Below are 12,217 nucleotides of genomic sequence, written 5' to 3'. Positions count from 1 at the left end.
GCTGCGGTGCCGCGCCAGGTGGTCCTGCGGTCCTCGTGGCGGTGGTGCTTGCGTCGCAGGCCGGTATCGGTGCGGGTCAGCAGCCAGGGCGCGCGGTCGTCGCCGACGTGGAACGGCACCTGCAGTTCGCGCGCGGAAGGGTCGCAGCCGCGCACGTGCATGATCAGCGGCTTGCCCTCGAAGTCGTCCGGGCAGGGGGTGCCGGCTCGTTGGCGACGATGCGGCCGGCGCCAAGACCTGCCTACGATAGGCACCCTTCCACGCACGGACAGCCGACCACATGATCGTCGAGCACATGGATGACCTGAGGATCTACAGGATCGATGCCTTCACCACCGAGCCCGGACAAGGCAATCGCGCCGGCGTGGTCACCAACGCCTCGGGTTTGGACGAGGCCGGCATGCAGGCAATCGCGCACGCACTCGGTCATTCCGAGACCGCATTCGTGCTGCCGCCGCTGGGCGACGATCACGACCTGTACCTGCGCTTCTTCACCCCCAGTCATGAAGTCCCGGTCTGCGGCCACGCCACCGTCGCCGCGCACTACGCGCTGGCGCTGGAGGGCGCACCGGCCGGGGCCCGGCGCCAGCTGACCGGCGCCGGCGTGCAGCTCGTCGACACCCTGCGCGACGGCGACGACACCGTCGTCCGGATCGCCCAGCGCCCGCCCGAATTCGCGCCGCCGCTCGCCCCGGAGCTGGTCCGGCAGGTACTGGCGGCGCTGGGCGTGGACACCGGCGACCTCGACTTTCGCTGTCCGTTGCAGGTCGTCTCCACCGGCCACGGGAAACTGATGATCGGCCTGGAACGCCATGCCCGCCTGCGCGCGCTGCAGCCGGACCTGCCGCGACTGGCGGCGCTGAGCCCGCAGGTGGGCAGCAACGGCTATTTCGTGTTCACGCTCGACACCGCCGACGATGACGACGCCGGCAGCCACGGCCGCATGTTCGCGCCGGCGATCGGGATCGACGAGGACCCGGTCACCGGTAACGCCAACGGGCCGCTCGGCGCCTATCTGGTGCGCTACGGCCTGCTCGCCGCGCGCAACGGTGAGGCGCGCCTCCGTGCACGCCAGCGCGCGGGCGACGGACGCCACGGCCATGTCGACGTCACGGTGCGGGTCGACGACGGCGCGCCCGTCGCCGTGACCATCGAGGGCCGGGCGGTGCTCGGCGAGCGCGACGCGCCGATCGGCACGCCTTCCTAGAGCCGAGCTTGCTCGGCTGCACGCCTTCGCCGAGCGGCACCAGAGACTGCGGCGGGCGCTGGCCATGCGCAGGGAACAGGCGCGCGTCGCGCGTGCCGATGGCGACTCGACATTCGCGTTCCATGCCCGTCATCCCTGTAGGAGGGGCTTCAGCCCCGACCCGCGAAGTCGCGGCAGGCCTCTTGCCGTTGTTTCTCTTCGCAAAGCGCGGCAGCGCGTTCATCATGGTCACCGCCGATGCGTTTGCCTGGCGTGGTCGGGGCTGAAGCCCCTCCTACAAAGGCAGGCGGAGGGCCGGCGTGGCGGCGCTCAGGCGACGTCGGCCCCATACAGCGCCAGCAGCTCGGCTTCGGCCGTCTCCAGCGCCGCGTGCAGGTCGCGCTGGCGCTGGCCCAGCCGGGCGGCACGCGGCGCATCACCGACATAGGCCGCCGGGTCGGCCAGCTCGGCCTCCACCGCGGCGAGTTCCGCCTCCAGTTCGGCGACACGCGCTTCGGCCCGCGCCAGCCGGTGTGGATTGACCTTCGGCTTCGCCGCGGCGGGTTTCGCCGGTGCGGCGGCGGGCGTGGCCGCCACCGCGGATTTCGCACCGCGGTCGTCACCGGGGCGGCTGCGCAGCCAGGCCGCGTAGGCGTCGAGGTCGCCGTCGAACGGTTGCACCACGCCGTCGGCCACGCGCCAGAAGCTGTCGCAGACCAGGCCGATCAGGTGCCGGTCGTGCGAGACCAGCACGATGGCGCCGTCGTAGTCGCTGAGCGCCTCGGCCAGTGCCTCGCGCATGTCGAGGTCGAGGTGGTTGGTGGGCTCGTCGAGCAGCAGCACATTGGGCTTTCGCCAGGCGATCAGCGCCAGCGCCAGCCGCGCGCGTTCGCCGCCCGAGAAGTTGTCGATGCACTCGAAGGCGCGGTCGCCGGGGAAGTTCCACTTGCCGAGGAAGTCGCGGAACGCCTGGACGGCGGTGTCCGGCGCCAGTTCGCGCAGATGGTCGATCGGCGAGGTGCCCGCCTTCAATGCCTCGACGGTGTGCTGGGCGAAGTAGCCGATGCACAGGTCCGGGTGCGCGGCGCGCTCGCCGGCCAGCAGCGGCAGTTCGCCGACCAGCGACTTGACCAGGGTCGACTTGCCGGCGCCGTTGGCGCCGAGCAGGCCGATGCGATCGCCGGGCTCGAGGCCAAAGCCGACGCCGTCGAGGACGACGGCGTCGTGATGGGTGATGGGTGATTGGTGATTCGAAGAAGCAGGAAGCCCTTGCTGTTTCGAATCACCAATCACGAATGACGAATCACCGCCCTTCGCTGCATAGCCGCAACGGGCGCCATTGAGCCGCAGCAGCGCGTGCGGCAGCTTCTGCGGGACGGGCAATTCAATGCGCAGCTCGCGCTCGGCGCGCACCGCCTCGGTCCCGGCCAGCTTGGCCAGCCGCTTGATCCGCGACTGCGCCTGCCGGGCCTTGGTGGCCTGGGCGCGGAAGCGGTCGATGAAGCTCTGCAGGTGCGCGCGCTCGGCCTGCTCCTTCTCGTGCGCGATCTGCTGCTGACGCAGGTGTTCGGAGCGCTGGCGCTCGAACGCGGTGTAGTCGCCGACGTAGAGCTTGGCCTTGCCGTCGTGCAGGTGCAGGGTGTGGGTGGCGACGTTGTCGAGGAACTCGCGGTCATGCGAGATCAGCAGCAGCGTGCCCGGGTACTTCAGCAGCCACTGCTCCAGCCACAGCACCGCGTCCAGGTCGAGATGGTTGGTGGGCTCGTCGAGCAGCAGCAGGTCGCTGGGCATCATCAGCGCCCGCGCCAGGTTCAGGCGCACGCGCCAGCCGCCGGAGAACGCGCTCACCGGCCGCTGATGGGCATCGGCCGTAAAGCCGAGGCCGTGCAGCAGCTTGCCGGCGCGTGCGGTGGCGTCGTAACCGTTGAGTTCGGCCAGGCGATGATGCGCCTCCGCCACCGCCTCCCAGTCCTCGGCGGCGGTGGCCTCGGATTCGGCCCGCAGCGCCGCGGCCACCTCGACGTCGCCGGACAGCACGAAGTCGATGGCCGCATCGGGCAGCGAGGGCGTTTCCTGCGCGACGCTGGCGATGCGCACGCGGTTCGGCACGTCCAGGTCGCCGCGGTCGGCCTCGACCTCGCCGCGGATCGCCGCGAACAGCGACGACTTGCCGGTGCCGTTGCGGCCGACCACGCCGAGCCGCCAGCCCGCGTGCAGGGCCAGGTCGACGTCGGACAGCAGCAGGCGTTCGCCGCGGCGCAGGGCGAAATTACGGAAGGCAATCATGGACCGCCCATTCTATTACGTCCGGCGCGGCGGCACTTCCCTCATGATGCGGCAGCCGCGCCCTGCTCCCTCTCCCCCGCTCGCGGGGGAGAGGGCTGGGGTGAGGGGGCGACGGCGCCGGATGCCGTCGAGAATCTGGAAAGATCGAGTGCTGGAGTATTCAGCGGCCTCGTTCGAATCGACTCGGTAGCCAGGCATCCTCGTCTCCGGCGCTGCCCCTCGCCTTACCCCTCGCTTCGCATCCCGGCCCCATCGACATAGCCGATGGGCGTTCGGCGGGCCACGTGCCAGTGGCGCGCAAGCGGCCCTCCTCACCCCGCAAGCGGGGAGAGGGAGCGGAGCGAGCGTGCGGCCATCACCCGTTCGCCAACACGTGCGCCGTTTCGCGCTGCGGGCCATCCGCCGGGCAGTTGAGGATGTAACCGTTGACCCGTTCAGGCTGAACTGTTACAGCGAGGTGACCCCCCTCCGAAACAACACAATCAGCAAAGGAGCCTCCCCCCTCATGCAACGCCGCCCCCTCGCGCTTGCCCTCGCCCTGGCGCTCGCCTCCCCCGCCGCACTGGCGCAGTCGCCCACCGCGGACGAACCCGCGCCGCGCGATCGCGCCACCACCCTCGACACCCTGATCGTCACCGGCACCCGCGTCGCCGACCGCACGGTCGCCGAGTCCGCGTCGCCGATCGACATCATCTCCCCGGAAACGCTGGAGTCCACCGGCACGGTGGAACTGGCCACCGCGCTGTCGCGGGCGTTGCCTTCGCTCAACTTCCCGCGCCCGGCGATCACCGACGGCACCGACGCGGTGCGACCGGCGCAGCTGCGCGGCCTCGCCCCCGACCAGGTGCTGGTGCTGGTCAATGGCAAGCGCCGCCACACCACCGCGCTGATCAACCTCAACGGCAGCCAGGGCCGCGGCTCCTCGCCGGTCGATCTCAATGCCATCCCGATCGCCGCGATCGAGCGCGTGGAGGTGCTGCGCGACGGCGCTTCGGCGCAGTACGGCTCCGACGCCATCGCCGGCGTCATCAACATCGTGCTCAAGGGCAGCGACGCCGGCGGCAGCATCGCCGCGCGCTACGGCCAGTACAGCGCCGGCGACGGCGAGCAGGTCCAGCTCTCCGGCGACGGCGGCATCGCCCTGGGCGAAGCCGGCTTCCTGCACCTGGCAGCGCAGGCCGGACACCAGGACCAGACCGATCGCGCCAGGCCGTTCCAGGGCACGCCCACGGCGATTTCACCGCCGCTGGGCACGGTGGTGCAGCGTTATGGTGATCCCGAAGTCGACAGCCGCGCGGTTTCCTACAACGCCGAGTTCAGCCCGGCCGAGGGCGTGGTGTTCTACTCCTTCGGCACCTACAGCAAGCGCGACGCGCTCTCCAACGGCTTCTATCGACCCGCGGGCGACAACCGCAACATCCCGGAGATCTATCCCGAGGGCTTCCTGCCGCGGATCCGCAACATTGCCGACGATCGCGCCGGCGTGATCGGCCTGCGCGGCACTACCGCGGGCGGCACCGGGATTGACATCAGCTTCAACCACGGCATCAACCACCTGACCTTCGACGTCGAGAACAGCCTCAACCGCAGCCTTGGTCCGGACACGCCCACCGACTTCCACTCCGGTGCGCTGGAGGTCAGCCAGAACGTGCTCAACCTTGACTTCAACAAAATGCTCGATGTCGGGCTCGAGTATCCGCTGGCGTTCGCCTGGGGCGCTGAATGGCGCGGCGAGAAGTTCAACCAAAGCCCGGGCGATCCTGCCTCCTATGCCGACGGCAACCTGACCTTGCCCGACGGCGGCCGCGCGCCGCCCGGTGCGCAGGTCTTACCGGGGTTCCGCCCGTCGAACGCCGGCCAGCATGATCGTCACAGCTACTCGTTCTACGTCGACGCCGAGGCCGATTTCAGCGACCGCTTCAGTGCCGGTCTGGCGGCGCGCTACGAGAACTACAGCGACTTCGGCAGCACCACCTCGGGCAAGTTGTCGGCGCGTTATGCCTTCAGCGATGCGGTTGCGCTTCGCGGCACCGTCTCGACCGGTTTCCGCGCGCCGTCGCTGCAACAGCAGCACTTCCAGGCCATCTCGACCAACTTCATCGGCGGCGTGCCGTTCGAGGTCAGCACCTTCGCGGTCGACGATCCGGTGGCGATCGCCCTCGGCGCCGAGCCGCTCAAGGCCGAGGAATCGACCAACCTCAGCCTCGGCCTGGTGCTGCAGCCGGCCGAAGCGCTGTACATCACCATCGACGCTTACCAGATCGATATCGACGACCGGATCATCCTGTCGGAGAACCTGGTTGACGACCCCGATAATCCCGACCCGGCCCTGAGGCGGTTGGTCAGCACCTTCCTCGAAGCTCGCGGCATCTTCGGCGTCAACGGCGGCCGCTATTTCACCAATGCCATCGACACCCGCACCCGCGGCGTCGACCTGGTCGGCACCTACCGCTGGACACTGGATGCGGGCAATCTGGATTTCACCGCCGGGTTCAACTACAACGACACCGACATCCAGCGCATCGCCCCCAACCCGCCGGAGCTGGAAACCGGCGATCTCGATCTGAATCGCATCGGCCGTGTCGAGCAGGGCCGGGTCACGGTGGGCGCGCCGTCCGACAAGCTCTTCCTGTCCGGCGTCTGGAACAGCGGGCCGTGGACGCTCTCGGCCGCGGCGACGCGTTACGGCAAGTTCGAGGTCCTCAACAATGATCCCGATCTCGATCAGACCTTCGGCGCCGAGTGGACGCTCGACGTCTCGGCCGCCTACGCCGTCGGCGGCTGGGACTTCACTATCGGCGCCGACAATGTGTTCGATGCCTATCCAGACGAGGTGATCTTCGCCAACTCCAGCGCCGGCCAGCTGCCCTACAGCGCGGCCTCGCCGTTCGGCTTCAACGGCGCCTTCGCCTACGGCAGGGTCGGCTACCGCTGGTAAGCGGCGACCGGCGCGGAGCTGCGACGACGCCCGGATCGATCCGGGCGTCATCTCTTCTGTGCCACCATGTCGCCGTTCCCCCGAGCACGATCCGGCGACGGCATGCCTAACCCCCTCTCCCCCGCTCGCGGGGGAGAGGGCTGGGGTGAGGGGGAAACCGGCGCCGGTCGGCTTCCGGGGGTTGGGTCAACTCGAATGAGGCAGAGACCGCGAATCTCCCGCCACTCGATCTTTCCGGCTCCGGCCTGCATTCGGCTCCGTCGCCCCTTACCCAACCTCTCCCCGCGAGCGGGGGAGAGGAGTTAGCCCTCCGGAGCCCAGATGCCGCACGACATCTCGCTGATCTCCATGCTATGCGTCGGTTTCGTGCTCGCGTTCGTGTTCGGACTGATCGCCCAGCGCCTGCGGCTGTCGCCGCTGGTCGGCTATCTGGTCGCCGGCATCGTCGCCGGCCCGTATACGCCCGGCTTCGTCGCCGACCAGGCGTTGGCGCCGCAGCTGGCGGAGATCGGCGTGATCCTGCTGATGTTCGGCGTCGGCCTGCACTTCTCGTTGCGCGACCTGATGGCGGTGAAGGCGATCGCGCTGCCCGGCGCCATCGCCCAGATCGCGGTCGCCACGCTGCTGGGCCTTGCGCTGGGCGAGTATCTCGGCTGGTCGCACGGCGCGTCGCTGATGTTCGGCCTGGCGCTGTCGGTGGCGAGCACGGTGGTGCTGTTGCGTGCGCTCGAGGATCGGCGCCTGATCGAGAGCGAACGCGGAAGGATCGCGGTCGGCTGGCTGATCGTCGAGGACCTGGCGATGGTGCTGGCGTTGGTGCTGATCCCGGCGCTGTCCGGCGCGCTCGGCGGCCAGGATGCCGACGGCGGCCGCAGTCTCTCCGGCACCTTGCTCGTCACCCTGCTCAAGGTCGGCGCCTTCGTCGCGCTGATGCTGCTGGTCGGGCGCCGGGTGATCCCGTGGATCCTCGAGCGCGTTGCCGGCACCGGCTCGCGCGAGCTGTTCACCCTCGGCGTACTGGCGATCGCGATGGGCGTGGCGTTCGGCGCCGCCGAGCTGTTCGGCGTGTCGTTCGCGCTCGGCGCGTTCTTCGCCGGCATGCTGCTCAACGAGTCGGAGTTCAGCCACAAGGCGGCCGCCGATTCGCTGCCGCTGCGCGACGCGTTCGCGGTGTTGTTCTTCGTTTCGGTCGGCATGCTGTTCGATCCGGCGATCGTGCTCGAGCGTCCGCTGGAAGTGTTCGCGACCTTCCTGATCATCGTGTTCGGCAAGTCGGCGGCGGCGTGGGCGATCGTGCGCCTGTTCGGCAAGCCCAACTCCACCGCCCTGACCATCTCCGCGAGCCTGGCGCAGATCGGCGAGTTCTCCTTCATCCTCGCCGGACTCGGACTGTCGCTGGAGATCCTGCCGGCGGACGGCCACGCCCTGATCATCGCCGGCGCGCTGCTGTCGATCGTGGTCAATCCCTTCATCTTCACCCTGCTCGACCGCTGGCAGGCGCGCGAGGACGCGCGGGCCGCGGCACTGCGTCCGCCCGCGCCCAAGGTGCCGCCGCTGGACGTCGACGGGCACGCCATCCTGATCGGCTACGGCCGCGTCGGCAGCCAGCTGGCCAGCCTGCTGCAGGCGCGCGGCGTGCCGCTGGTGGTGGTCGAGGAGGATGTCGACCTGGTCGCGAAGGCGCGCCAGGCGGGACTGCTTGCCGTTCGCGGCAATGTCGCTTCGGAAGCGGTGATGGCCGAAGCGCTGCCGGCGCGCGCGCGGATGGCGATCTTCGCCATTCCGCGCGCGCTGGAGGCGGGCGAAACCATCGCCCGGCTGCGCCAGATCAATCCGGAACTGAGCATCCTCGCCCGCGCCCACAGCGACGGCGAGGTGAAGCACCTGCTCGCGCACGGCGCCGACGCCGCGGTACTGGCCGAACGCGAACTGGCCTATTCGTTGTCGGAGATGGTGATGTCGACGCCACCGTACCGCCCTGCGCGCGCCGGCGCGACGCCGACACCGACGGCACCGGGCTGAGCACGGAGGAAGATGCGCATCGTCCTGCTCACCGGCGCCGGCATGTCCGCCGAAAGCGGCATTCCGACGTTCCGCGATGCGCTCACCGGCCTATGGGCGCGCTTCGACCCGCAGCGGCTGGCGACGCCGAGCGCCTTCCGGGAGGACCCGGCGCTGGTCTGGGGCTGGTACCGATGGCGCGCCGCGCGCGTGCGGCAGGCGCGCCCCAATGCCGGTCACGACGGCATCGCCGCACTGGAAACGCTCGGGCACGCGGTCACCGTGATCACCCAGAACGTCGACGACCTGCATGAACGCGCCGGCTCCTCACGCGTACTGCATCTGCACGGCCGGCTGTTGTCCTCGCGCTGCTCCGATTGCGGCGCGCGCACCGTTCCGGACCCGATCGTCGCCGCACCGCTACCCACCGACGACGGTGCGCGCGAGGAGCCGCCAGCTTGCGCGCACTGCGACGGCGGCCGGTTGCGCCCGGACGTGGTGTGGTTCGGCGAAGCCCTGCCGGACGACGCCTGGAACGCCGCGCAAGAAGCGATCGCCGCCTGCGACCTGCTGCTGGTGGTCGGCACCTCGGGGCTGGTGCACCCCGCCGCCGCCCTGCCCGCGATCGCGCTGTTGCGGGGCTCGCCGGTGGTTGAGATCAACCCGGACGCCACCGGCCTTTCCACACAGGCCGACGCCGCCTGGCGGTTGCCGGCGAGCCGGGGAATACAGCGGCTGATCGCGCTGTTGCGGGGCTCGCCGCGGGCGGATGCCCGGGAACTCCTGGCGAAACGCCCTTCGTAGGCGCGCACCATGCGCGCGATGCCGCGGGTATCGGCAGGATCCGGTGGAGGCCGCGATTCCGGACCGGCAGGCACGCCGGTCACCGGAATTTGCGGGCGGCGAAACGCCCGCGGTATCGCGCGCATGGCGCGCTCCTACGGCGAAGCCCCGAGCGCTGCATCCAGTGATGCATCGCCTGCCATGCGGATGCCCGGGAACTCCTCGCGGAGAACCGCCCCTTCGTAGGAGCGCGCCATGCGCGCGATGCCTCGGGTATCGGCAGGATCCGATGGATGCCGCGATTCCGGACCGGCACGCGCGCCGGTCACCGGAATTCGTGGGCGGCGAAATGCCCGCGGTATCGCGCGCATGGCGCGCTCCTACGGCGGAGGCCCTGTGCGCTGCGTTTGGCGATCGTCGCCTGCCATGTCGATCCGGAAATCGGGGAAAGCCGGTGCGTTGTGTCTCAACGCTACAGCAGTGATCGCAGGTACGGCGCCAGCTGCGGATGCCGGAACTCGAACCCCGCTTCCGCCAGCCGCTTCGGCAACACCCGTTGCCCGTCGAGCAGCAGCGTCGACATCTCGCCGAAACCGAGTTTCAGCGCCGGCGCCGGCACCGGCAAGAACACCGACTTTCCGACGGCGTGCGCGAGCGCAGCCGTGAATTCCGCGTTGGTGACCGGTGCGGGCGCGGTCAGATTGAAGACGCCGCGCGGCCCCGCGGACGCCGCGTCGTCCAGATGCAGCCCGATCAGGAAACGCACGGCCTTCACCCAGTCCTCGCGCGCGATCCAGCTCAGGACCTGCGTGCCGTCCCCGAGGCGCCCGCCCAGCCCCAGTCGGAACGGCGGCAGCAGCCGCTTGAGCATGCCGCCGTCGGGGTGCAGGACGATGCCGGTGCGCAACAACACCACCGGCACGTCCATCGCCTCCGCCTCGAGCGCGGCCGCCTCCCATTGCGCGCACAGCCGATGCGCGAACTCGTCATGGAAGTCGCTGCTCTCGGTCAAGGGCGTGTCGCCGCGGTCGCCGTACCAGCCGACCGCGGAGCCGCTCAGCAGCACCCTCGGCTTGTCGATGCAGGTGCGCATCCAGTCCAGCAGCGTCCGCGTCGGCCCGAGCCGACTGTCGATCAGTTCGCGCTTGCGCGCCTCGCTCCAGCGCCGGTCGGTGATACCGGCGCCGGCCAGATTGACCACCGCGTCCCAGGCATCCTCGGGGGCGAGCGCGTCGTATCCGCGCACCTCGATGGCGTCCGGTGCGCGTGTCTTGCCCGGCGTGCGCGACAGCCAGGTCACCGCGGCGCCGTCGTGCACGAGCCGTTCGCTCAGCGCCGAGCCGAGGAAGCCGCTACCACCCGCGATCAGCACCCGCATGCGCCACCTCCCGCACCGACAGAATGGAATCCCGCTCATCAGGGTTCGCCAGCCGCGACGCACATTGCAGCAGATCGCCGGTCAACTCGCCGTTACGGCCGATCTTCACATCGGATCACAGCCAGGCCGCCGCCGCCGCGTTAGGCTCGGGCACCATGCTGAGCCTGTTGCGGCCCATCCTGTCCCTGCTGTCCGGCGTCGCCCTGCTGCTGCTCGGCAGCGGCCTGCTCAACACGCTGATTCCGCTGCGCGGCAGCCAGATGGGCTACTCCGACGCGCTGATCGGCGGGCTCACTTCGGCCTACTTCACCGGCTTCTTCCTCGGCACCTTCGCCGCGCCGTCGCTGGTCCGTCGCATCGGCCACATCCGCGCGTTCGCGTTCTACACCGCATGCTGCGCCTGCGGGGTGCTGCTGCATACGCTGAGCGTCGATCCGGTCGTGTGGCTGCTCGCGCGGCTGGTGCTCGGCGCCGCCCTGGTCGGCCTGTACACGGTGATCGAGAGCTGGCTCAACGCACAGACCGAACCGCAGCAGCGCGGACAGGTGTTCGCGATCTACATGGCGGTCAACCTGGGGGCGCTGGCGCTGGCGCAGCAGCTGTTGCACGTCGAGGGCGGCGCGGACTTCACGCTGTTCGTGTTGGCGGCGTTGCTGGTCTGTACCGCCAGCCTGCCGGTGCTGCTGACGCGGCAGGCGCAGCCGCAGCTGCAGCCAACGCCGCGTCTGCAACTGCGGCGGCTGCTTGCCGTGGCGCCCACCGCCGGCGTCGGCGCGCTGTTCTCGGGTCTGGCGATGGGTTCGCTGTGGGGGCTGCTGCCGGTGTACTTCAGCCGCCAGGGCATGGATGCCCCCGAGATCGGCATGTCGATGAGCGTGGTGATCCTGGGCGGCGCCGCTCTGCAATGGCCGCTGGGACGGCTTTCGGACCGCCACGACCGGCGTTTCGCGCTGGCGCTGGCGTGCGCGGCGGCCTGCGTGTTCGCCGTGCTGATCCCGATCCCGATGCCGTTCGCGGGCATGTATTGGGGACTGATCTTTCTCTATGGCGGCATGGCGTTCTCGGCCTATCCGATCCTGGTCGCGCACCTGCTCGACCAGTTGCCTCCCGAGGACGTGCTCGCGGCCAGCAGCAGCGTGCTGCTGATCAACGGCATTGGCGCGGCGCTCGGGCCGCTGGTGGCCGGCCTGCTGATGTCGACGCTGGCGCCGGCCGCGTTGTTTGGCTGGTTCGCACTGCTGCAGGGGAGCCTGGCGGTGTACGCCGGCTATCGCTATCGGGCGCACCGCCTTAGCCATACGCCGGGGGCGCCGTTCTTCGCGATGCTGCGCACGACGCCGGCATCGCTGGGGATGCTGGCGGAACAGCCGGACGCCGGGCCCGGCAGCGACAGCGACAGCGACGCGTCGTCCGCGCAGCGGCCGGAACGATAGCGTATGCGGCTGTCGATCCCATCCGTAGAGCGCAGCTTGTGCGCTGCGTTCGGCTCCGGAGCTAGGAGCAGCCGAGCAAGCTCGGCTCTACGCATTCGGGATCGGAGCGCACGCACTACATTGTCAAGCGCGGCGTTGGAGCAGGCTGCATTGCGCAGCCCTGCTTCCGACATGCATCAGCTCGGGCTTTTCACTCACCATGGACAATCGGA

The 12,217-nt window shown here is 69.8% G+C and carries 7 protein-coding genes; 5 read left to right on the top strand and 2 right to left on the bottom strand.

Going from position 1 to position 12,217, the window contains the following annotated elements; all coding sequences use genetic code 11:
• Positions 1–295 precede the first annotated feature (295 nt).
• Positions 296–1,207, top strand: a complete 912-nt coding sequence (locus FXO19_RS13015; protein WP_149195538.1) for a PhzF family phenazine biosynthesis isomerase — start codon at positions 296–298, stop codon at positions 1,205–1,207.
• Between the two features lie 309 nt (positions 1,208–1,516).
• Here FXO19_RS13015 and FXO19_RS13010 read toward each other — a convergent pair whose 3' ends face one another.
• The gene (locus tag FXO19_RS13010) at positions 1,517–3,472 is read right to left on the bottom strand and encodes an ABC-F family ATP-binding cassette domain-containing protein (protein ID WP_149195537.1); all 1,956 of its coding nucleotides are present in this window, start codon (positions 3,470–3,472) and stop codon (positions 1,517–1,519) included.
• Between the two features lie 505 nt (positions 3,473–3,977).
• On the opposite strand from FXO19_RS13010, the gene FXO19_RS13005 reads away from it, so the two are divergent.
• The 3 genes from FXO19_RS13005 (at position 3,978) to FXO19_RS12995 (ending at position 9,215) form a co-directional block, all read left to right on the top strand.
• Complete coding sequence (locus FXO19_RS13005; RefSeq protein ID WP_149195536.1) at positions 3,978–6,410, top strand: TonB-dependent receptor plug domain-containing protein; 2,433 nt, start codon at positions 3,978–3,980, stop codon at positions 6,408–6,410.
• 321 nt (positions 6,411–6,731) lie between these two features.
• The gene (gene ybaL / locus FXO19_RS13000; RefSeq protein WP_149195535.1) at positions 6,732–8,432 is read left to right on the top strand and encodes a YbaL family putative K(+) efflux transporter; all 1,701 of its coding nucleotides are present in this window, start codon (positions 6,732–6,734) and stop codon (positions 8,430–8,432) included.
• 12 nt (positions 8,433–8,444) lie between these two features.
• Positions 8,445–9,215: an SIR2 family NAD-dependent protein deacylase gene (locus FXO19_RS12995; protein ID WP_149195534.1), complete on the top strand. Its 771-nt coding sequence runs from the start codon at positions 8,445–8,447 to the stop codon at positions 9,213–9,215.
• Positions 9,216–9,666: 451 nt separating this feature from the next.
• Here FXO19_RS12995 and FXO19_RS12990 read toward each other — a convergent pair whose 3' ends face one another.
• Entirely contained in the window at positions 9,667–10,572 is a 906-nt protein-coding gene (locus tag FXO19_RS12990) for a TIGR01777 family oxidoreductase (RefSeq protein ID WP_149195533.1), read from the bottom strand.
• Between the two features lie 155 nt (positions 10,573–10,727).
• Here FXO19_RS12990 and FXO19_RS12985 point away from each other — a divergent pair, with 155 nt between their 5' ends.
• On the top strand, positions 10,728–12,005 hold the full coding sequence (locus tag FXO19_RS12985) for an MFS transporter (RefSeq protein WP_149195532.1): 1,278 nt from the start codon (positions 10,728–10,730) through the stop codon (positions 12,003–12,005).
• The last annotated feature ends 212 nt before the right edge of the window (positions 12,006–12,217 follow it).

Origin of the sequence: Luteimonas suaedae (genome assembly GCF_008312895.1) — a bacterium.
Classification (GTDB): domain Bacteria; phylum Pseudomonadota; class Gammaproteobacteria; order Xanthomonadales; family Xanthomonadaceae; genus Luteimonas; species Luteimonas suaedae.
Note: the sequence above shows the minus strand (reverse complement) of the source record. Positions and strands in the feature narration are given on the sequence as shown.

Bases quoted from the DNA above. Each gene is read 5' to 3' on its own strand.
- FXO19_RS13015 (WP_149195538.1), top strand. From the start codon at position 296: ATGGATGACCTGAGGATCTACAGGATCGATGCCTTCACCACCGAGCCC.
- FXO19_RS13010 (WP_149195537.1), bottom strand. From the start codon at position 3,472: ATGATTGCCTTCCGTAATTTCGCCCTGCGCCGCGGCGAACGCCTGCTG.
- FXO19_RS13005 (WP_149195536.1), top strand. From the start codon at position 3,978: ATGCAACGCCGCCCCCTCGCGCTTGCCCTCGCCCTGGCGCTCGCCTCC.
- ybaL (WP_149195535.1), top strand. From the start codon at position 6,732: ATGCCGCACGACATCTCGCTGATCTCCATGCTATGCGTCGGTTTCGTG.
- FXO19_RS12995 (WP_149195534.1), top strand. From the start codon at position 8,445: ATGCGCATCGTCCTGCTCACCGGCGCCGGCATGTCCGCCGAAAGCGGC.
- FXO19_RS12990 (WP_149195533.1), bottom strand. From the start codon at position 10,572: ATGCGGGTGCTGATCGCGGGTGGTAGCGGCTTCCTCGGCTCGGCGCTG.
- FXO19_RS12985 (WP_149195532.1), top strand. From the start codon at position 10,728: ATGCTGAGCCTGTTGCGGCCCATCCTGTCCCTGCTGTCCGGCGTCGCC.